The sequence below is a fragment of the Ancylobacter lacus genome (assembly GCF_018390635.1).
In the GTDB taxonomy this organism is placed as follows: domain Bacteria; phylum Pseudomonadota; class Alphaproteobacteria; order Rhizobiales; family Xanthobacteraceae; genus Ancylobacter; species Ancylobacter lacus.
The window spans coordinates 31975-53559 of record NZ_JAHBGE010000074.1; the positions used below are offsets into that span (position 1 = coordinate 31975).

The 21585-nt window shown below is 69.1% G+C and carries 16 protein-coding genes; 8 read left to right on the top strand and 8 right to left on the bottom strand.

Going from position 1 to position 21585, the window contains the following annotated elements; genetic code table 11:
- Positions 1–155: 155 nt before the first annotated feature.
- Positions 156–1085 (bottom strand): hydrogen peroxide-inducible genes activator, encoded by a 930-nt coding sequence (locus tag KHC27_RS18505; RefSeq protein ID WP_213340950.1) that lies wholly within the window; start codon positions 1083–1085, stop codon positions 156–158.
- A 120-nt stretch (positions 1086–1205) separates the two neighbouring features.
- Here KHC27_RS18505 and KHC27_RS18510 point away from each other — a divergent pair, with 120 nt between their 5' ends.
- Both KHC27_RS18510 and KHC27_RS18515 read left to right on the top strand, forming a co-directional pair.
- A complete protein-coding gene (locus tag KHC27_RS18510) occupies positions 1206–2675 on the top strand; it encodes a catalase (protein WP_213340952.1) in 1470 nt (489 codons plus the stop codon).
- Between the two features lie 252 nt (positions 2676–2927).
- Entirely contained in the window at positions 2928–4805 is a 1878-nt protein-coding gene (locus tag KHC27_RS18515) for an ABC-F family ATP-binding cassette domain-containing protein (RefSeq protein ID WP_213340954.1), read from the top strand.
- Positions 4806–5419: 614 nt separating this feature from the next.
- On the opposite strand, the gene KHC27_RS18520 is transcribed toward KHC27_RS18515, so the two are convergent.
- The 3 genes from KHC27_RS18520 to KHC27_RS18530 all read right to left on the bottom strand — a co-directional run bounded on the left by KHC27_RS18520 (position 5420) and on the right by KHC27_RS18530 (position 9292).
- On the bottom strand, positions 5420–6709 hold the full coding sequence (locus KHC27_RS18520; RefSeq protein ID WP_213340959.1) for a porin: 1290 nt from the start codon (positions 6707–6709) through the stop codon (positions 5420–5422).
- 450 nt (positions 6710–7159) lie between these two features.
- Positions 7160–7606: a DNA polymerase III subunit chi gene (locus KHC27_RS18525; protein WP_213341093.1), complete on the bottom strand. Its 447-nt coding sequence runs from the start codon at positions 7604–7606 to the stop codon at positions 7160–7162.
- 192 nt (positions 7607–7798) lie between these two features.
- Entirely contained in the window at positions 7799–9292 is a 1494-nt protein-coding gene (locus KHC27_RS18530; RefSeq protein ID WP_213340961.1) for a leucyl aminopeptidase, read from the bottom strand.
- 163 nt (positions 9293–9455) lie between these two features.
- Here KHC27_RS18530 and lptF point away from each other — a divergent pair, with 163 nt between their 5' ends.
- The 6 genes from lptF to rsmA all read left to right on the top strand — a co-directional run bounded on the left by lptF (position 9456) and on the right by rsmA (position 17431).
- Positions 9456–10613 carry an LPS export ABC transporter permease LptF gene (gene lptF, locus KHC27_RS18535; RefSeq protein WP_246520063.1) on the top strand — a complete coding sequence of 386 codons (1158 nt, stop codon included), beginning with the start codon at positions 9456–9458 and terminating at the stop codon, positions 10611–10613.
- A 40-nt stretch (positions 10614–10653) separates the two neighbouring features.
- Positions 10654–11739 (top strand): LPS export ABC transporter permease LptG, encoded by a 1086-nt coding sequence (lptG, locus tag KHC27_RS18540; protein WP_213340964.1) that lies wholly within the window; start codon positions 10654–10656, stop codon positions 11737–11739.
- Positions 11736–14198 (top strand): LPS-assembly protein LptD, encoded by a 2463-nt coding sequence (locus KHC27_RS18545; protein WP_213340966.1) that lies wholly within the window; start codon positions 11736–11738, stop codon positions 14196–14198. Before lptG ends, KHC27_RS18545 begins: the two co-directional genes overlap by 4 nt.
- 227 nt (positions 14199–14425) lie before the next feature.
- Positions 14426–15439, top strand: coding sequence for a SurA N-terminal domain-containing protein (locus tag KHC27_RS18550; RefSeq protein WP_213340968.1), 1014 nt, complete (start codon positions 14426–14428; stop codon positions 15437–15439).
- Between the two features lie 82 nt (positions 15440–15521).
- Entirely contained in the window at positions 15522–16547 is a 1026-nt protein-coding gene (gene pdxA, locus KHC27_RS18555; protein ID WP_213340970.1) for a 4-hydroxythreonine-4-phosphate dehydrogenase PdxA, read from the top strand.
- The gene (rsmA, locus tag KHC27_RS18560) at positions 16544–17431 is read left to right on the top strand and encodes a 16S rRNA (adenine(1518)-N(6)/adenine(1519)-N(6))-dimethyltransferase RsmA (RefSeq protein ID WP_213340972.1); all 888 of its coding nucleotides are present in this window, start codon (positions 16544–16546) and stop codon (positions 17429–17431) included. Before pdxA ends, rsmA begins: the two co-directional genes overlap by 4 nt.
- Here rsmA and gmk read toward each other — a convergent pair.
- The 4 genes from gmk to fabF all read right to left on the bottom strand — a co-directional run bounded on the left by gmk (position 17404) and on the right by fabF (position 21551).
- Positions 17404–18069, bottom strand: coding sequence for a guanylate kinase (gmk, locus tag KHC27_RS18565; RefSeq protein WP_213340974.1), 666 nt, complete (start codon positions 18067–18069; stop codon positions 17404–17406). The genes rsmA and gmk overlap by 28 nt on opposite strands.
- Before the next feature lie 5 nt (positions 18070–18074).
- Positions 18075–18962: a YicC/YloC family endoribonuclease gene (locus KHC27_RS18570; RefSeq protein ID WP_213340976.1), complete on the bottom strand. Its 888-nt coding sequence runs from the start codon at positions 18960–18962 to the stop codon at positions 18075–18077.
- A 126-nt stretch (positions 18963–19088) separates the two neighbouring features.
- Positions 19089–20180 carry an endolytic transglycosylase MltG gene (gene mltG, locus KHC27_RS18575; protein ID WP_213340978.1) on the bottom strand — a complete coding sequence of 364 codons (1092 nt, stop codon included), beginning with the start codon at positions 20178–20180 and terminating at the stop codon, positions 19089–19091.
- 108 nt (positions 20181–20288) lie between these two features.
- Complete coding sequence (fabF, locus tag KHC27_RS18580; RefSeq protein ID WP_213340980.1) at positions 20289–21551, bottom strand: beta-ketoacyl-ACP synthase II; 1263 nt, start codon at positions 21549–21551, stop codon at positions 20289–20291.
- Positions 21552–21585: the final 34 nt, after the last annotated feature.

The window sequence follows — 21585 nt, forward strand, 5'->3', positions numbered from 1 at the left end:
CGGCTTCGACCGGGCCGGAGTCTTTACAGCACGCGGCCTCCGGCGGCGCCCGGCTTCGACCGGGCCGGAGTCTTTGCAGCACGCGGCCTCCGGCGGCGCCCGGCTTCGCCCGGGCCGGAATCGTCGCAAACCGGCCGAAAGCTCCGCTCCGCCCCTCAGGCCGAGAGCACCGCAGGCTCCGGCTCGATGCGGTGAACCCCGCGGCATTGCCGCACCAGCCGCGCCAGCGCCTCGATGTTCGGCCCGCGCGGCGCGGCGCGGCGCCAGACGAGCCCCACCTCGCGCCGCGGTTCCGGCTCGGCGAAGCGCAGCAGCCGCACCCGTGGATCGGCCGTGCCCTCGGTGTCGACGAAGATCTGCGGCAGCAGGGTGATGCCCTGCCCGTTGGCGACGAGCTGCACGATGGTGGTGAGGCTGGTGGCGCCATAGGAGCGCAGCTGCCGGGGATCGAGCTTGGCGCACACCTTCAGCGCCTGGTCGCGCAGGCAGTGCCCGTCCTCCAGCAGCAGCAGGTCCTTGTGCTCCAGAAGATCGGGATGGGCGATGGTGTGCCCGGCCATCGGCCCGGCCGCCGCCACCGCGAGCAGGAACGGGTCGGAGAACAGCGGCACCGCGCACAATTCGGCGTGATCGACCGGCAGGCTGAGAATGACGGCGTCGAGTTCGCCGGCCAGCAGCTCGGTGGTGAGAATGTCGGTCTGGGTCTCGCGCAGCGCCAGTTCGAGACCGGGAAACTCGGCGCGGGCGAGCGGCAGCAGCCGGGGCAGCAGGAAGGGCGCGATGGACGGGATGATGCCGAGCCGGAAGCGGCCTTCCAGCACCCGGCCATGGGCGCTGGCCGCCGCCTCGAGGTCGGCCACCGCGAGCAGGATGGCGCGGGCGCGCTCCGCGGTCTCCTGCCCGGCGCCGGTGAGCCGCACCCCGTCGCGCCCGCGCTCGATCAGGGTGACGCCAAGTTCGGCCTCCATCTCGCGAAGCTGCATCGACAGGGCGGGCTGGGTGACGGCGCAGGCCTCCGCCGCCCGGCCGAAATGGCGGGTGCGGGCCAGCGCATCGAGATAGCGCATCTGGCGCAAGGTGATCATGCGATCAGACTAACTTATCGTTTATGGGAAGCAATCTGATTTGATCTTATCGTCACCTCTGGTCATTATGCTACCCGCTTCGGCCGCCCCGGGAGGTGGCCGCGCATGAGGGAGAAGAGCATGACCCGTCCGACGCTGACGACGACCGCCGGCGCCCCCGTCGCCGACAACCAGAACTCCATCACGGCCGGTGCGCGCGGTCCGGTTCTGCTGCAGGACTACCAGCTCATCGAGAAGCTGGCCCACCAGAACCGCGAGCGCATCCCCGAGCGCGTGGTGCACGCCAAGGGCTGGGGCGCCTTCGGCACCCTGACCGTGACCAATGACATCACCAAGTACACCCGCGCCAAGGTGTTTTCCGAAGTCGGCAAGAAGACGGAGCTGATCGCCCGCTTCTCCACCGTCGCCGGCGAGCTGGGCGCGGCGGACGCCGAGCGCGACGTGCGCGGCTTCGCGGTGAAGTTCTACACCGAGGAAGGCAACTGGGACCTCGTCGGTAACAACACCCCGGTGTTCTTCGTCCGCGACCCGCTGAAGTTCCCCGACTTCATCCACACCCAGAAGCGCCACCCCAAGAGCAATCTGCGCTCGCCCACCGCGATGTGGGACTTCTGGTCGCTCTCGCCGGAGAGCCTGCACCAGGTCACCATCCTGTTCTCGGATCGCGGCCTGCCCACCGATGTGCGCCACATCAACGGCTATGGCTCGCACACCTTCTCCTTCATCAACGCCGCCAATGAGCGGTTCTGGGTGAAGTTCCACTTCAAGACCCAGCAGGGCCACCGCCACTGGACCAACGCCGAGGCGGCGGAAGTCATCGGCCGCACCCGCGAATCCACCCAGGAAGACCTGTTCTCCGCCATCGAGAACGGCGAGTTCCCGAAGTGGACGCTGCATGTGCAGGTGATGCCGGAAGCCGACGCCGAGAAGACCCCCTACAACCCCTTCGACCTCACCAAGGTGTGGCCGCATGGCGACTATCCGCTGATCGAGGTCGGCGTGATGGAGCTGAACCGCAACGCCGAGAACTACTTCGCCGAGATCGAGCAGGTGGCGATGTCGCCTTCCAACATCGTGCCCGGCATCGGCTTCTCGCCGGACAAGATGCTGCAGGCCCGCATCTTCTCCTATGCCGACGCCCATCGCTACCGCATCGGCACGCATTACGAGGCGCTCCCGGTGAACCAGCCGAAGTGCCCGGTGCATCACTACCACAAGGACGGCTCCATGCGGTTCTTCGAGCCGAAGACCGGCACGGCCGACGCCTTTTACGAGCCGAACTCCTTCGACGGCCCGGTCCAGAACCCGGCCTTCGCCGAGCCGCCGCTGGCGATTTCCGGCGACGCCGCCCGCTACGACCACCGCGTCGGCAATGACGACTACACCCAGCCGGGCAACCTGTTCCGGCTGATGAACGAGGAGCAGCGCGAGCGGCTGATGGACAACCTCGTCGCCTCCATGGGCGGGGTGCCGGAGTTCATCCTGAAGCGGCAGATCGCGCATTTCTACAAGGCCGACCCCCGCTACGGCGAGGGTGTCGCCCGCCGCCTCGGAATCAGCCTCGACGGCACCGCCGCCGCCGCGGAGTGACGCCGCGCACGCCTGCGCGGCGCGGCCCGACCGGCCGCGCCGCCTGCCGGTCCCGGTGCCCCACGCGCCGGGACCGATGACCGGGAAGAAAACCCTCCCTCGACCCGGCCGTCGGGGCGGGCGGCGGACCTTGCTCCGCCGCCCGTACCCGATCCTTGCCGCCCCGGGCATACCGCGCCGTGCGCCGTCGCGGTGCGGGCGCCGGCGGTTTCTGCCTCTTGCCGGCCGCCGGGCCACGGGGCACAAGACGGCATGATCATCTTCGACGACATCTCGCTCCGCCTTGCCGGGCGGCTTCTCATCGATCACGCCTCGGCCACCGTGCCGACCGGCGCGCGGGTCGGGCTGGTGGGGCGCAACGGCGCGGGAAAGACGACGCTGTTCCGCGCCATCACCGGCGAGCTGGCGCTGGAAACCGGGCAGGTGCGCCTGCCGGCCCGCGCCCGCATCGGCCAGGTGGCGCAGGAGGCGCCGGCCGGCCCGGAGAAGCTGATCGACATCGTGCTCGCCGCCGACACCGAGCGGGCCCGGCTGATGGAGGAGCGCGAAAGCGCGCACGACCCCGACCGGATCGGCGAGATCGAGCTGCGGCTGGCCGATATCGGCGCCCATGCCGCACCCGCCCGCGCCGCCCGCATCCTCGCCGGGCTCGGCTTCGACGAGGCGGCGCAGGCGCGGCCCTCCTCGGAATTTTCCGGCGGCTGGCGGATGCGGGTGGCGCTGGCGGCCATTCTTTTCGCCGAGCCGGACCTGCTGCTGCTGGACGAGCCGACCAACTATCTCGACCTCGAAGGCACGCTGTGGCTGCAGGACTACCTCGCCCGCTACCCCCACACCATCCTGCTCATCAGCCACGACCGCGACCTGCTCAACACCTCGGTCGATTCGATCCTGCATCTGGAGCGCAGCCGACTGACCCTGTGGCGCGGCGGCTATGATTCCTTCGAGCGGCAGCGCCGGGAAAAGCTGGTGCTCGACCAGAAGCAGCGCACCAAGCAGGAAGCCAAGCGCAAGCACATGGAAGCCTTCGTCGAGCGCTTCCGCGCCAAGGCGACCAAGGCGCGGCAGGCGCAATCGCGGCTGAAGGCGCTCGCCCGGCTGGCGCCGCTGGAGGACATTCCCGGCGAGGAGCCGGCGGCGATCTCGATCCGCCACCCCGAGCGCATTCCCTCCCCGCCGATCCTGGTGCTGGAGGACGTCGCCACCGGCTACGATCCTGGCCGGGCGATCCTGCGCGGGCTCAACCTGCGCATCGACCATGACGACCGCATCGCGCTGCTCGGCCCGAACGGCAACGGCAAATCGACCTTCGCCAAGCTGCTGGCCGACCGGCTGCCGGCGCAGCGCGGCCGGCTGGTGCGCGCCAGCGGGCTGAAGGTGGCCTATCTCGCCCAGCACCAGCTCGACGAGCTGCACGCCGACCAGAGCCCTTACGAGCATGTCCGCGCCCTGATGCCGGACGCGCCGGAGGCGAAGGTGCGCGCCCGCGCCGCCGAAATGGGCTTTTCCGGCGCGGCGGCCGACACCCGCATCGCCGCCCTTTCCGGCGGCGAGAAGGCCCGGCTGCTGCTCGGCCTCTCCACCTTCGAGGGGCCGCACCTGCTGATCCTCGACGAGCCGACCAACCATCTCGACATCGCGGCGCGGCAGGCGCTGATCGAGGCGATCAACGATTTTCCCGGCGCCGTCATCCTGGTGAGCCACGACCGCACCCTGCTCGACGCCTGCGCCGAGCGGCTCTGGCGGGTCGGCGGCGGCACCATCGCACCCTATGAGGGCGATCTCGACGATTACCGCCGCGAGGTGCTCGGCAGCGGCGCGGGGGCCGGCGGCGCGGCGAAGGCCGCGGGTTCCGAGCGCCGGCAGGAGCGGCAGGCCGCGGCGGAGCGCCGGGCGGAGCTGGCGCCGCTGCGCAAGCAGCTGAAGGACACCGAGGCCGCCATCGCCCGGCTGGAAAAGCAGATGGCCGCGCTCGACGCCGAGCTGGCGGCGCCCGATCTGTATGCCCGCGACCCCGCCAAGGCGACCCGGCTGGCCAAGCAGCGCGCCGAGGCCGCCGAGGCGCTGGGGCGGCTGGAAGAGAACTGGCTCGACCTCTCGGCAAGGCTGGAGGAGGCGCAGAGCGCCTGACGCCTGACGCCTGAAGCCTGAAGCCTGAAGCCTGAAGCCTGAAGCCTGACGGCAGGGTGCGTGGTCGGCACCGGCGGCGCGAGGCCCGGGATGTCGCGCGCCCGGAGGCGGACCGCCACCGATACCCCTCCCCTGAATGGGCGGAACGGCGCGGCCCTGAAAGGGCATGGCCGGAAGGGTGCGGCATGGCCGGAAGGGTGCGGCATGGCCGGGCCTGCGATCGGCGACGGGCGCGACCCGCGCGCGGAAGCCGATCTCTCGCGGAAGCCGATCTTGCGCGGAAGCCGATCTTGCGCGGAAGCCCATCTCGCGCGGAAGCCCATCTCGCGCGGAAGCCCATCTCGCTCGGAAGCCCATCTCGCTCGGAAGCGATCTTGCCCGGCAGCGATCTCGCGCGGAAGCCGTCTCGCACGGAAGCCGAACGTCGCGCCGCCTCCGCTCTCGCGGGGTAGCGCATCGCGCGCCGCGATATGACCGCCTTTGAAAGCCGCGTGGCGCGGATCGCGCCGCCCATGCCATCGCGCGCAGATCGCGCGACGCAGAACGGGGGCTTTTCAACAGAAAAGCCCCGGCGCAAGGCCGGGGCTTCCCTTGGAACCTGACGGATCAGGTGATCAGAAGGCGCGCTTGGCCGAGAAGGTCACGCGGTTCTGGGTGTAGTCGAGCGAGGACGAACCACCGGTCTGGCCGAAGTCGTACTGGGCGTCGAGGTAGTCGTACTGCAGGACCAGGGTCAGACCCTTAACCGGCTGCCAGCCGATGTTGGCGCCGACGTTGTAGCCGGTCCAGGAGGCAGTGCCGTCGAAGTCGTAGGACGAACCGGAGCCGCTGGCGACGTCGAAGGTGTCCGACTCGCTGTAGCTGCCGACCACGCTGGTGAACACGGTCGGGGTCCAGTAGTGCTGCAGAGCGCCACCGATGTACCAGGTGGAGACCGCGTTGCCCGAAGAGTCGACTTCCGGAACGTAGTCGCCGAGGCCGGTGTAACCAACCGCGCCGGAGGCATAAGCGCCTTCGATGTAGAGGGTGGTGGTCTCAGCGATGTCGAAGCGCACGCCAGCCAGGAAGGCCCAGCCGCTGCTGTCCTGGGACTGGATGCCCTCGAGCTGCTGCAGGTCGTGATACGCGCCGGAGAGCTTCAGAGCGCCCCAGGTGCCTTCGTAGGCAACGTTCGCGACGATGTCCGGAACGGTCTGGTTGTCGTTCTCGGTGGGGGTCCAGTAAACGTAGTCGTAGGACGCCTCACGAGCATAGCCGTCTTCGACCGACAGGGTGGCCGAGAAGCCGTTGCCGAAGTCAGCGGTGTACGACACCAGGTTGGTGGTGGTGTCGGAGTAGAAGGCGCCCGGCTGAATGCCGTACCAGAAGTCGCCCGCCCAGAAGTCGAACGCCGAGGTGGCGCGACCGAAGGTGAAGCCAGCGAACTGGATGTAGGCGTACTTCAGCTCGGTCGAGGTGCCCGAACGCCCGCCGTAATCAGACGTGGTGGGGGTCTGGTCGTTCGAGAACTCGTTCGCGATACCGCCGGTGTTGCCGTAGGTGAAGCGAGCTTCGATGTAGGAGCGCAGGGTGCCGTACTCGGTCTGGGTCCGGGCGTCGAGCTGGATCGCGCCGCGGGTCAGGAAGTAGGTCTCGGAACCGCTGTCCTTGTAGGTGCCGGCGGCATAGCCATCAGCGCCGGTGGTGACGAACTTGTTCTCGCCGCCGGTGGCGTAGGTGTCGGCCGTGACGTAACCACCGATCTTCAGGCAGGTGTCGGTGCCGGGAACGTAGTAGAAGCCCGCGCCATAGGTCGAGCAGATCTTCACGTACTCGGCAGCCTTCGCCTTCACAGGCAGATCGGCCGCCGCGGCAGTCCCGACCATCGCAAGCCCGGCGACGGAGCCGAGCAGCACATTCTTCATGACCGTCTTCACTTCATTCTCCCCCAAATTGGACCAATGTTGGGTTTTCAGTTGTCAGGACCCACCGCACGTTGGGCACGGCATCCGCTGATGATATTGTTTGAATCGATCTTGGGGCGCAAAGCCAAAGTGGCTCCCCACAGGGCTTTCGGGGCATTCAGCCACCGAGTGTTGCTGATGGGTCACAATTTCGAGACCCTCCCGGCTGTCCGCGAGGCCGCCACCCCGGCCCGCCGCAACCAAGTGTAAACAAAGGCTTAATCGCGCCGCGAACGTGGCGGCCGCAGCGCCGGGAATGATGGCCAAACGCCCGAGCGACACTGTGGTGAACCGGCACGGTGCCTGCGACGGGGACGCCTCCTGCCCCGCGCAACACCATGTCCGGCGGGCGGCGCGAGGCGGCCGGGCGCCGGGCGAGCGCAAGCCGCTGCGGCGCCACCGCACCGCCGGCTATTTGCGGCGCCAGCGGCCGTCCTCGCCCTGCTGCCAATAGGAGACCTCGGCGCCCTGCGCCCGGGCGGCCCGCCAGTTCTCCCGGGCCCGGGCGGTCTGGTCGGGGTCGTTGCCGTCGAACACCAGCACGACCCGGACATAGGAAGCGACGTCGCCCAGTTCGGCGTCGTCGACGAGGAATCGCACCTGCGCGGCGTTGGGGTTGGCCGTGCCATCGGTGAGAATCACCGGGTGCAGCGCGGGCTCGGCCTCACGGTCGGTGCCGTGGGGCAGGAAGGAGGCGTCGTCATAGGTCCAGAGCAGATGGTCGAGCGCGTCGACCCGCTCGCGGGATGAGGCCTGCACCACGCAGCGCCAGCCCCGCTCCAGGCACTTCTCCAGAAGCTGGGGCAGCGCCTTTTCCAGCGGCTGGCGCTGCAGGTGATAGAAGAAGACCTCGCCCATCATCCCCGCCCGTCTTCATCCGCCCGCCCGGCGCCGCGCCGAGGGCGGCACCGCCTTCGCCGCCGCGGCTTCCGGCGTCGCGGCTCTGGCCGCCCCGGCCTTTCCCGGGCCGGAGCGTCCCGGCCCAAGGGCAGCCATGCCGGCCCATCCACCGGCATCGTGCCCGCGCGCCGCGGTCGTCGCGGCGGGGGCTCAGCCCTCGTAGTTCTCCGCCACCAGCCGGTCGAGCAGCCGCACACCCCAGCCGGAGGCCCAGCTCCGGTTGATGTCGGAGGCCGGCGAGGAGATCGCGGTGCCGGCGATGTCGAGATGCGCCCACGGCACGTCGCCGACGAATCGCTTGAGGAACTGGGCGGCGGTGATGGAACCGCCGAATCGGCCGCCGGTGTTCTTCATGTCGGCGAATCGCGAATCGATCAGCTTGTCGTATTCGGGCGCCAGCGGCATGCGCCACACCTTCTCGCCGGTGGCGAGGCCCGCCTCGGTCAGCCGCGCCGCCAGCGCGTCGTCATTGGCGAAGAGGCCGGCATGTTCCTGGCCCAGCGCCACCATGATCGCGCCGGTGAGGGTGGCGAGGTCGATCATGAACTGCGGCTTGAAGCGGTCCTTGACGTACCAGAGCACGTCGCCGAGCACGAGGCGGCCCTCGGCGTCGGTGTTGATGATCTCGATGGTCTGGCCCGACATCGAGGTGACGATGTCGCCGGGGCGCTGGGCGTTGCCGTCCGGCATGTTCTCGACGAGGCCGATGACGCCGACGGCGTTCACCTTGGCCTTGCGGCTGGCGAGGGCGTGCATCAGGCCGACCACGCAGGCGGCGCCGCCCATGTCGCCCTTCATGTCCTCCATGCCCGCGGCCTGCTTGATCGAGATGCCGCCGGTGTCGAACACCACGCCCTTGCCGATGAAGGCGAGCGGGGCGACGCCTTCCTTGCCGCCGTCCCAGCGCATGACCACGACGCGGCTCTCCTGCTCGGAGCCCTGGCCGACGCCGAGCAGCGCGCCCATGCCGAGCTTCTTGAGCTGCTTCTCGTCCAGCACCTCGACCGCGACGCCGAGCTTGCTCAGCTCGCCGGCGCGGCGGGCGAACTCGGTCGGCGTCAGCACGTTGGCCGGCTCGTTCACGAGGTCGCGGGCGATGACGACGCCGTCGCCGACCCCCTCCCGCTTCTTCCAGGCCCGCTTGGCGGCGACGTCATCCACCACGTGGAGGGTGACTTTCGGGCGCGCCGCCTGCTCCTCCGGCTTCTGCCGGGTCTTGTAGCGGTCGAAGGCATAGCCGCGCAGCCGCAGGCCCAGCGCGAATTCGGCGACCGCCTCCGGCGAGACCTCGACCTCCGGCAGCTCCAGCACCACCGCTACCTCCTTCGCCGCCGCCGGCAGCCGGCCCATCAGCGCGCCGCCGAGCTTCAGCCAGTCGAGCGGCTTCAGCTCCGCGGCCTTGCCGACGCCGAGCACGACGAGGCGCCCGGTCTCCAGCCCGGCCGGGGCCACCAGCTCCAGCGCGCTGCCGGCCTTGCCCTCGAAGCGCTCCGAGGCCGCGGCGCGCGCCAGCAGGTCGCCGGTCGGCTCCAGCAGCGCGGCGGCGCCGGCGGAAAGCGCCAGCCCCTCCCCCGCCAGCACGACCGTGATCGCGCCCGGCGCGGCCGGAATCTTGGCAAAGCTGATCTTCATCGGGTCGGGCATGGTACGCACCTTTTCGCCAGCGGCTTGATTTGGGCATGTTTAGCCCAATGATGGCCCGGCGACGAGAGCGGCGATCGAGCGTTCATTTGCACATTGGAATGGTTCCGCCTATCCACACACCTGCGGGCGGCGACTTGAAGTAAGGCAGCGACGGACACGCCACATGATCACGCGCCTCGACCGCTACGTGTTCCGCTCGGCCGGCTTCGCCTTCGCGGGCACCCTCGTCGTGCTCACGGGCATGATCTGGGTCACCCAGGCCCTGCGCCAGCTCGACATCATGACCACGCAGGGCCAGACCATCCTGGCCTTCGTCTACATCACCAGCCTCGCCATGCCGGCGCTGGTGCTCGCCCTCGCCCCGGCGGCGCTGTTCATGGCGGTGGCCCACACGCTGTTCCGCATGAACGGCGATTCGGAAATCGTGGTCGCCAGCGCCTCCGGCATCTCCACCCGCCGCTTCCTGCGCCCGCTGATCGTGCTGGCGCTGCTGGTGGCGGGGGCCTGCGCGGCATTGTCGCTGGAGCTGGTCCCGGCCGCGCTGCGGCAGTTCCGCACCGAGATCACCCGGGTGCGCGGCGACCTCGTCGGCTTCATCGCCCAGCCCGGGCGCTTCACCACGATCGCCGACGGCATGGTGTTCAACGTGCGCGAGCGCAACGCCAGCGGCGTTCTGGGCGGCATCTTCATCAACGACGCCCGCAACCGCGAGGAGGTGAGCACCTATCTCGCCGACCGCGGCCAGATCGTCGACACCAAGGAAGGCACCTTCCTCATCCTGGAGGACGGCGCCATCCACCGCCGCACCCCCGGCAAGCCGGACTCCAACGTGGTGGAGTTCCAGCGCTACGCCTTCGACCTCTCGCCGTTCAACTCCAGCCAGGACGGCCCCACCCTGCGGGCGCCGGAGCGCACCTTCGCCGAGCTGCTCAACCCCGACACCGAGGACCCCGCCTACAAGAAGGACCCCGGCCGCTACGCCGAGGAGATCCACCGCCGGCTGTCGCTGCCGCTCTATGTGCTGGCCTTCTTCGGCATCGCGGTCGCCGCGCTGGCCGAGCCGCGCACGACGCGAGAGAGCCGCGGCCTCGCGCTGGCGGCGACGATTCCCTATGTGGTGGGATTGCAGGTCGCCAGCTTCGGCCTCATCAACCAGGTTCGCCGGGTGCCGGAGCTGATTCCCGTGGTCTATCTCATCCCGCTCGTCGTCATCCTCGGCAGCGTCGCGATCCTGGCCGGCTACAAGGTGAAGACGCCGCCCTCCGTCAGCCGGTTCTTCGACAAGCTTGCCCAGCGCGTCGTGCGCGAAACGGTGAACTGAATCCGATGCCGCGTTCCCGCCGCACCGCCGGAGGCCGCCCGTGATCGGTCGCACGCTCGGCTTCTATTTCGGCCGCCGCTTCTTCAGCTCCGTGCTGGGAATCTATGTCGGCTGCGCCTTCCTCATCATGCTCGTGGATTTCCTCGAGCTGAGCCGCCGCGTGGGCGAGCGCGACGTCGACAGCACGACGCTGCTGAAACTGGTGATCTACCACATCCCCTTCTACACCGAGCAGTTGCTGCCCTTCGCGGTGCTGTTCGCGGGAATCGGCACCTTCCTCACCCTGTCGCGGCGGCTGGAGCTGGTGGTGGCGCGGGCGGCGGGCATCTCGGCGTGGCAGTTCATCGCGCCCGCCTGCCTCATCGCCCTGGTGCTCGGGGTGTTGTCCACAACGCTCTACAATCCGCTCTCGGCGGAGTTCAAGGATCGCTCCAGCCAGATCGAGGCCGAAATTTTTAACCGGGAGACCGGTATGTTCGCCTCATCGAGCGCCGGCTTCTGGATACGCCAGCAAAGCGTGGACGGGCAGGCGATCATCCAGGCGGCCGCCAAGCAGGACGGCGGCCGGCAGTTGTCGGGAGTGACGGTGTTCGTGTTCGGCCGGGACGGAAAGCTCTCCGAGCGCATCGAAGCCCGCACCGCCCGGCTCGGCGCCGGCGCCTGGGAACTCAGCGACGCGCGGGTGCTCACGGTCGGCCTCGGGCTCGATCACTACGACACTTTCCTCGTCGCCACGAACCTCACGCCCGACCAGGTTCAGGAGACCCTGCAGAGCGACATCGTCTCGTTCTGGGATCTTCCACAGGCGATCGAGGCGGCGACCCGCGTCGGCTTCGGCGCGGAGCGTTATCGCCTGCAATACCAAAGCCTTCTCGCCCGGCCCTTGCTGCTGCTGGCGATGGTGCTGATCGCCGCCTCGGTGAGCCTGCGGGTGTTCCGCTTCGGCGGGATAGGCGAGGCGATTCTCGGTGGCGTCGCTGCCGGCTTTCTGCTTTATGTAGCTACCAAGCTCGCCGAGGATCTTGGCGAGGCGGGTGTCGTTCACCCGATTCTTGCAGCGTGGTTTCCAGCGGTCGTTGGGGCATTGATGGGAGTCCTCATTTTGCTCCACCGGGAGGACGGATGAAGGTCGGCAGCGTTTCCGCCGGCCAAGCAGGTCAGGCCTCCCGCCGGGCATCCGGCAGCGGCCTCGTCTCTGCTTGTTGGCTGTTCTCGACGGTCGTCCTCGGCACGCTGGGCATCCTGCTCCCGGCGGGCGACGCGATGGCTCAGGCTTCGTTCACCCACGCCAAGGGCTCCTCGAGCCTTGCCGGCGAGCTTTCCGGGCAGCGCCAGGTCGACCCCAACGCCAAGATGATCGTGACCGCGGACGAGCTGGTCTACGACTTCAAGCGTCAGGAAGTCTCGGCCATCGGCCATGTGCAGATCTATTACGACGGCGCCGTCGTCGAGGCGCAGCGCATCATCTACGACCAGAACGCCAAGCGGCTGAAGGCCGAGGGCGGCGTGCGCCTGAAGGACCGCGACGGCAAGATCATCACCGCCGACAATCTCGACCTGTCGCAGGATTTCGCCGACGGCTTCGTCCGGTCGCTGCGCATCGACACGCCGGACAACATGCACTTCGTGGCGGCCGCGGCCCAGCGCTCGGGCGGCGACACCACCACCCTGACCAACGGCTCCTACACGCCGTGCGAGCCCTGCCGCGCCAACCCGGAGAAGCCGCCGCTCTGGCAGATCAAGGCGACCCGCATCATCCACAAGGAAAAAGACCAGACCCTCTATTTCAAGGATGCGACCTTCGAGTTCTTCGGGCTGCCGATCGCCTATTTCCCCTATTTCGAGGCCCCGGACCCCTCGGTGAAGCGCAAGTCGGGCTTCCTGCTGCCGAAGTTCATGAGTTCCAGCAATGTCGGCATCGGTGTCACCGTGCCGTATTTCTGGAACATCGCGCCCAATATGGACGTGACCTTCTCGCCGATGCTGACGACCAAGCAGGGCTTCCTGATGGACGCCGAGTTCCGGCAGCGGCTGGAAACCGGCACCTGGTCGATCCGCGCCGCCGGCATCCAGCAGGCCGACCCCAGCGCCTTCTCCGGCGACCCCGGCGACCGCGACAGCCGCGGCCTGCTGGAAAGCCACGGCAAGTTCAACATCAACACGCAGTGGTACTGGGGCTGGGACGGCTACCTCCTGACCGACCAGACCTTCCTCAGCGACTACTCGCTGGCCAACACCGGCAGCCGCGAGGTGACCTCGCAGATCTTCCTCGTCGGTCAGGGCGACCGCAGCTATTTCGACGCCCGGGTGATGCAGTTCTACGGCCTCACCACCTATGACGACGAGAACCAGCAGGCCCTCGTCGCGCCGGTCATCGACTACAGCAAGGTGCTGGACCATCCCGTCATGGACGGCCAGTTCAGCTACAACTTCAATTTCATCAGCCTGACCCGGCAGGAAGCCGACATCCGCGCCACCTCCGCCAGCTTCGTGGTGCCGAACCAGACCAACGGCGCCACCAACGAGTGCGACCTGACGCTGACCAACAACCCCGCGCAGGACTGCCTGCTGCGCGGCATGGCCGGCTCCTATTCCCGCCTCTCCGGCCAGGCCGACTGGCGCAAGAGCGTGACCGACAGCGCCGGGCAGGTTTGGACCCCGTTCATGAATGTGCGGGTCGACGTCGCCGCGCTCTCCTCCGACAGCGAGAACGAGCCGTGGCTCGCCTCGGGCGACAGCCAGCTCGTCCGCGCCATGCCGGCGGTTGGCCTCGAATACCGCTACCCCTTCATGTCCGTGGAGAAGTGGGGCACCCAGACCCTGGAGCCGATCGCCCAGGTGATCGTGCGCCCCGACGAGAGCGACATCGGCAAGTTCCCCAACGAAGACGCGCAGAGCCTCGTCTTCGACGACACCAACCTGTTCTCGCTCAGCAAATATTCCGGCTACGACCGGGTCGAGGGCGGCACCCGCGCCAATGTGGGCCTGCAGTACACCGCCAATCTGAACGGCGGCGGCCTCGTCAACGCGCTGTTCGGGCAGTCCTACCAGCTCGCCGGCGTCAACTCCTACAGCCAGTACGACATGGCCAATACCGGCGCCGAGTCGGGCCTGCAGGACGACGTCTCCGACTATGTCGGCCGGCTCTACTACGCCCCGGCGCCGGACTTCTCGCTGGTCGGCCGCTTCCGTTTCGACCACGACACCATGGACATGTCGCGCGTCGAGGTTCAGGGCAACAAGAGCTGGGACCGCTTCTCCGTCAGCGCGCTCTACGGCAAGTACGACCCGCAGCCGGAGCTGGGCTACTACACCCTGCGCGAGGGCATCGTCGGCAGCGGCAACTACAAGATCAACGACCAGTGGAGCCTGTCGGCCGGCGTGCGCTACGACCTCGCGCTGGACCAGGTCGACTACACCACGCTCGGCATCAAATATCTCAACGACTGCCTGGGCGTGGCGCTGAACTACATCTCCAGCTACACCGAGAACACCAATCGCGAACGCGACGACAAGGTGCTGCTGACCATCAGCCTGCGCACCCTCGGCGAGGCCGGGTTCTCCACCGGCCTCGGCGGCAACTGACCGGCGGCGCTTTTCCGCGCCCCGGCGGCCACCTGTCGCATTGAGGCCACAAGGCTTGCACACAACACGTCGGTCGTGTGACGACCGATGGTGGCCCGGCGCAGCACGGTGCGGATCGGCGGGCCCGGAACGAAGGGCGCGCGGCGGGCGCAAGCAGGGATGACGAGAGCATGAGGATCAGCCGGAGTTGGGACACGGTCGGGGCGCAGGGCGCGGCCGCAGCTCGGATGACGTCGGCTCCGGCGCCGGCGCCGCGGCTTTCCCCGTCCGGTGGGCCGCAGGGCCGCGGCGCCGGCCGGGCGCTGCGCGTGGCGCGGCTGCTGCTCGGCCTCGCCGGGCCTGCGCTGGCGCTGTCCGCGCTCGCCCCCCTCGCCTCCTCGCCCGCGCAGGCCCAGCAGATCCTCGTCATGGTGCAGGGCCAGCCCATCACCAGCTTCGACGTCGCCCAGCGCATCCGCATCGCCCAGCTCACCGAGCGGCAGAAGCTCAGCCAGAAGCAGGCGCTCGACGCCCTGGTCAACGACCGGCTGAAGATCTTCACCGCCGACCGCTACGGCGTCACCGCCGACGACGCCGAAATCGACAAGATGTACGCCAACATGGCGAGCCGCACAGGCCGCACCCCGGCCGAGCTGACCCAGGCGCTGGCCCAGTCCGGCGTCGACGCCCGGCTGCTGAAGGACAAGATGCGGGCGGACTATGTCTGGAGCAACTATGTCCGCGGCCGCTATTCCTCGGTCGCCTCCGTGCGCGATTCCGACATCTTCGCGGCGCTGAACGCCAAGGGCACCGACAGCCGGCAGGCCCAGCGCACCACCGAGTTCACCATCCGCCAGATTGTGCTGGTGGTGGGCCGCACCGCGCCGGCCTCGATGCGCTCGACCCGCCTCGCCGAAGCCAATGCGCTGCGGCAGAAGTTCAACGGCGACTGCGAGAGCGGCGTCGCCGCCGCCAAGGCGATGCGCGAGGTCGTGGTGCGCGACCCGGTGGTCCGCACCGGCGCCGACGTCTCCGCCGGGCTGCGCAAGATCCTCGCCGACACCCCGGTGGGCGGCGCCACCGCCCCGGAGGTAACCCAGGCCGGCGTCGAGATGGTCGCGGTCTGCGCCAAGCGCGAGGTGATCGGCGACAGCGCGGAGAAGAAGGAGATCCAGCAGGAGCTCCAGAGCAAGCAGTTCGACACCCTCTCCGACCGGCTTCTGGCGGAAGCCCGCAAGGCGGCGCTGATCGAGTACCGCTAGAGCCGGGCCGGGCGTCATCGGTCCCATCGTCCACCTCACCGCACCGACCCTCCACCGCCCCGAAGGCCCCCGACCGCCCGCCATGCCCGCTCTCGCGCTTTCCCTCGGCGACCCCGCCGGTATCGGGCCGGACATCGCCCTCGCCGCCTGGAGTCGGCGCGAAGCCGATGAGGTCCCAGCGTTTTTCGTCACCGGGGATGCCACCGTGCTGGAGCGGCGGGCGCGGCAGCTCGGGCTCGACGTGTCGGTTGCACGGCTCGCGCCGTCGGAGGCGCCGGCGATGTTCCGCCGGGCCCTGCCGGTGGTGCCGGCGGGCCCTGCCGCCTCCGCCCTGCCTGGCATACCGGATGCCACCAGCGCCCCCGCGAGCCTCGCCGCGATCGAGGCCGCGGTGGCGCTGACGCGGGCCGGAAAGGCCGCGGCCGTGGTCACGAACCCGATTTCGAAGGCGGTTCTCTATGAGGCGGGCTTCCCTTTCCCCGGCCATACCGAGTTTCTCGCCCATCTCGCGGGCGATCCCGCGGCGCTCCCGGTGATGATGCTGTGGTCGGAGCGCCTCGCCGTGGTGCCGGCGACCATCCATGTGCCGCTGGCCGAGGTGCCGAGCCGCCTCACCCGCGAACTCCTTGTGCGTACAGGCGAAATCACCGCCCGCGAACTCACCGGGCGGTTCGGCATCGCAAGGCCGCGCCTCGTTTTCTGCGGCCTCAACCCCCATGCCGGCGAACAGGGAACGATGGGCCGCGAGGATGAGGACGTGGTGCGGCCCGCCGTCGCCGAGCTGCGCCGCCGCGGCATCGACGCCCGCGGCCCGCTGCCGGCGGACACGCTGTTCCACCCGGCCGCACGTGCCGGCTACGACGTCGCCATCGGCGCCTATCACGACCAGGTGCTGGCGCCGATCAAGGCGCTGGCGTTCGACGAGGCGGTGAACGTCACGCTCGGCCTGCCCTTCATCCGCACCTCGCCCGACCACGGCACCGCCTTCGACCTCGCCGGCACCGGCCGTGCGAGCCCGTCCAGCCTGATCGCGGCGCTCCGCCTCGCCCGCCGCCTCGCCGATGTTGAGGCCGCCGCGGCGGCGCACCCGGTCGAGGTGGCCTCGTGAGCGCGATCGACGATCTGCCGCCGCTGCGCGAGGTCATCCGCGAGCACGGCCTCTCCGCGCTGAAGGCGCTGGGGCAGAATTTCCTTCTGGATCTGAACCTTACCGCGCGCATCGCCCGCACGGCCGGCGCCCTTGAGAACGTCACCGTCATCGAGGTCGGTCCCGGTCCCGGCGGGCTGACGCGGGCGCTGCTGGCGCTCGGCGCGCGCAGGGTGATCGCGATCGAGCGGGATTCGCGCTGCATCGCCGCGCTGAACGAGGTCGCTGCGCGCTATCCCGGCCGGCTCGACATTGTCGAGGGCGACGCGCTGAAGACCGACATGGCGGCGCTGGCCGACGGCCCGACCCGGGTCGTCGCCAACCTGCCCTACAACATCGCGACCCCGCTGCTGATCGGCTGGCTGTCGGCGGACCCGTGGCCGCCCTGGTATGAGAGCCTGACGCTGATGTTCCAGCGCGAGGTCGCCGAGCGGATCGTCGCCGATCCCAGCTCCGACCATTATGGCCGGCTGGGCGTGCTCACAGGCTGGCGGGCACAGGCGCGGATCGCCTTCGATGTGGCACCCTCCGCCTTCGTACCGCCGCCCAAGGTGACGTCGTCGGTGGTGCACATCGTGCCCCGGTCCACGCCGCTGCCGGGCTCACTGCGGGCGCTGGAGCGCGTCACCGAGGCGGCGTTCGGCCAGCGCAGGAAGATGCTGCGGCAGAGCCTGAAAAGCCTCGGCACCGAGCCGTCGCGGCTGCTGGATGCCGCCGGCATTACCCCGACGGCGCGGGCCGAGGAAATCCCAGTGGAGGGCTTCGTCGCCCTCGCCAACGCCCTCCTCGCCGAGGAGGCCGTCCGCCGGGCGGCCTCTCAGGCCGTGAGGTCGGAAAGCTCCTGATCCAGCCGCTCGATGATCGGCGGCAGGCCGATCATGCGCTCGCGGCGCAGGCGCTCGGCGATAAGGATAGCTTCGAGGCTGCGGAAGGTGGTGTCGAGGTCCTGGTTCACCAGCACATAATCGTAATGGTCCCAGTGGGCGATTTCGGTGCGGGCATTCTTCAGCCGCTTCTCGATCACGCCCGACGCATCCTCGGCCCGCCGCTCCAGCCGGGTCTTCAGTTCCACCGCCGAGGGCGGCAGGATGAACACGCCGACAATGTCGGAGCGCATCTTGTCGTAAAGCTGCAGCGTGCCCTGATAGTCGATGTCGAACAGCACATCCCGCCCGGCGGAGAGAGCGGCCTCCACCGGCTCGCGCGGGGTGCCGTAGAAATTGCCGTGCACCTCGGCCGATTCCAGCAGGTCACCGGTGTCGCGCAGGCGCTCGAAACGCTCGCGCTTGATGAAGTGGTAGTGGATGCCATCCACCTCGCTGGGGCGACGCTCGCGCGTGGTGACGGACACCGACAGGTGGATTTCCGGGTGCTTGTCCAGCAGCAGCCGCGCGAGCGTGGACTTGCCGGCACCGGACGGCGAGGACAGCACCAGCATGACGCCGCGGCGCGCGATGACGATCGGGGACGTGACGGGGGGCATGAACCTCACTCGATGTTCTGGACCTGCTCGCGGAACTGCTCGACGACACCCTTCAGCTCGAGGCCGATGGAGGTCAGCGACACGTCGTTGGCCTTGGAGCAGAGCGTGTTGGTCTCGCGGTTGAATTCCTGCGCGAGGAAATCGAGCCGCCGCCCGACCGGGCCGCCCTCGGCGATCATGACGCGGGCGGCCGCTACATGGGTGACGAGCCGGTCGAGCTCCTCGCGGACGTCGACCTTGGCGGCGATCATGAGCGCCTCCTGGTGGAGGCGGTCGGGATCGAAGCTGGAGGCGGTGTCGAGCAGGGTGCGGATCTGGTCGGCGAGCTTGGCGCGGATCGCCTCCGGCTGCCGGGCCGGGCAGGCCTCGGCCGCGGCGGTGAGACGGGCGATGGCGTCGAGCCGGTCGCCCAGCACGAGGGCGAGGGCGTCGCCCTCGCGCCGGCGCATGGCGGCGAGTTCGGCGACGGCGCGCTGGAAGCCCGCCAGCACCGCCGCCTCCAGCGCGCGGCGCTGTTCCTCGGTGTCTTCCGCCTCGGTGATGTCGATGACACCCTTCATCGCCAGCAGCGAATCGAGGCTTGCCGCCGGCATGCCGAGGCTCACGGAGACCCGGCCGACCGCCGCGGCGACGGCGCGCAGCAGCTCTTCATTGACCCGAACCTGCACCGCCGTGCCGGCGCGGTTGAGCGTGAGGGTGGCGCTGACATTGCCGCGCGCCAGCGCCTGCGCGGCCACCTGCCGCAGCGTGGGCTCGATGCCGTCCCACCCGAGCGGGACCCGCAGGCGCAGGTCGAGCGACTTACCATTGACCGACTTCAGCTCCCACGCCCAGCTCCAGCCGTCGGACGAGCCGTGCGTCCGGGCGAATCCGGTCATGCTGGTCAACGCCATTCCGAGGTCCTCGCCTGCCCGCCATCAAGGCGGCGGACCTTAGCGGCGGCGCGGCGCCCCCTCAAGCCGTCGGGGCGCAATAGCCGGCCACCGGCGCGGTTTTCACCCGCTGCGGCGAAAGGCAGCTCACTGGCTCGGCGTCACGCCGGTGGTGCCGCTGGTGCCGGCGGGGGCGGTGTCGAGCTTCTGGCTGCGCTCGATCTGCCGCCAGCGCGCGACGTTCTTGTTGTGCTGGTCGAGCGTGTCGGCGAAGGCATGGCCACCCGTGCCGTCGGCGACGAAATAAACCGCCTTGATCTTGGCCGGGTTCGCCACCGCCTGCATGGAGGCCTTGCCGGGATTGCCGATCGGCCCGGGGGGCAGACCGTCGATGGCGTAGGTGTTGAACGGTGTCGGCGCGGTGATGTCGGCGCGGGTTATCGGGCGGTCCAGCCGACCCTTGCCGCGCACGATGCCGTAGATGATGGTCGGGTCCGATTGCAGCCGCATCTTCTTGTTGAGGCGGTTGATGAACACCGCGGCGACCTGCGGGCGCTCCTCGGCGACGCCGGTCTCCTTCTCGACGATGGAGGCGAGCACGACCAGCTCGTCCGGCGACTTGATCGGAATCTCGGGCGAACGGGCGTCCCAGATCTGCTGGAGCGCCTGCTGCTGCTCGCGCGCCATCCGGCGCAGCAGCTCCTCGCGCGAGGTGCCGCGCGTGACCTTGTAGGTCTCCGGCAGCAGTGAGCCTTCGCGGGGCACCTGCCGCACCACGCCGGTGAGGACCGGGGACTCCTGCAGGCGCTCGACGATCTGCTCCGACGTCAGGCCCTCGGGAATCGTGACGTCGTACTCCACCACCTTGCCGGAGACGATGGTGTCGAGAACCTGATGCGGGGTCGCCTGACGGGCGAAGGCGTATTCGCCGGCCTTCAGCTTGCCGGAGGCGCGGTTGCCCAGCGCACCGGCGATGAAGATCCACTGGTCGGCGATTACGCCCTTCTGCTCCAGCAGCTCGGCGATCTCGACCAGCCCGCTCTGGTTCGGGATGATGACCGTGGAATCCTGCTGAAGCGGGCCAGGCGAATCGAAGCCGCTCTTCACCACCCAGAGGATGCCGCCGCCGACGACGATGAGCACCGTGAGCAACGTGAAGAACACATTGCCGGCGACGATCAGCGGGTGCCGCGCCCGGCTGGAGGGTCGGACAGGCGGCTTCTCGACGTCATCGTCCATTCTGGCCTCGCGTGGCGTGCGGCTGGCAACGCGGCCAAACGCAGACTAGCGGGAAATGTGGCGAAAGCGGGAGCTTCCCGTTAGGGAATTTCCGCCCTCGCCTCGCCGTCAGCTCGCGTAGCGGCGGAACACCAGCGACGCGTTGGTTCCGCCGAAGCCGAAGGAGTTGGAAAGCGCGACGTCGATGTTGCGCTTCCGGGGGGCGTTCGGCACCAGGTCGATGGGCGTTTCCATCGCCGGATTGTCGAGATTGATCGTCGCCGGGGCCACGCCATCGCGTATGGCGAGCAGCGAAAAGATCGCCTCCACCGCGCCGGCCGCGCCGAGCAGATGGCCGATCGAGGATTTGGTCGAGGACATCGACACGGTCGCCGCGGCGTTGCCGACGAGGCGCTGCACCGCGCCAAGCTCGATCTCGTCGGCCATGGTCGAGGTGCCATGGGCGTTGATGTAGTCGATCTCCGAGGCGGAGATGTTGGCCCGCTTCAGCGCCGCCGACATGCAGCGGAACGCGCCGTCGCCATCCTCGGACGGCGCGGTGATGTGGAAGGCGTCGCCGGACATGCCATAGCCGATCACCTCGCCATAGATGCGGGCGCCGCGGGCAAGGGCATGCTCCAGCTCCTCGACCACCACCACGCCGGCGCCTTCGCCCATGACGAAGCCGTCGCGGTCCCGGTCATAGGGCCGCGAGGCCTTTTCCGGGGTGTCGTTGTAGCTGGTCGACAGCGCGCGGCAGGCGGCGAAGCCGGCGAGCGCGAGGCGGTTGATCGGCGATTCGGCGCCGCCCGCGACCATCACGTCGGCATCGCCCAGCGCCACCAGCCGGGCCGCATCGCCGATGGCGTGCGCGCCGGTGGAGCAGGCCGTCACCACCGCGTGGTTCGGGCCCTTGAGGCCATGCTGGATCGAGACATAGCCGCCGGCGAGGTTGATGAGCCGGCCGGGGATGAAGAAGGGGGAGATACGGCGCGGGCCGCGCTCCTGCAGCAGCAGGGTCGCCTCGGAGATGCCCTGCAGGCCACCGATGCCCGAGCCGATCAGCACGCCGGACGCGATCTGGTCCTCATAGGTCGAGGGATGCCAGCCCGCATCGTCCAGCGCCTGGGTCGCCGCGGCCATCGCGTAGACGATGAACTCGTCGACCTTGCGCTGCTCCTTCGGCTCCATCCACTGGTCGGGATTGTAGGTGCCGTCGCTGCCGTCCCCACGGGGGATGCGGCAGGCGATCTTGGCCGGAAGGTCGGAAACCTCGAAATGCTCGATGCGGCGCGCGCCGCTCCGCCCCTCGAGGAGCCGCTGCCACGTAATGTCGACGCCGCACCCGAGCGGCGTCACCATGCCGAGGCCGGTGACGACGACGCGCCTCATCCGCACTCTCCGGATTGTCACTGCTGGATCAGCG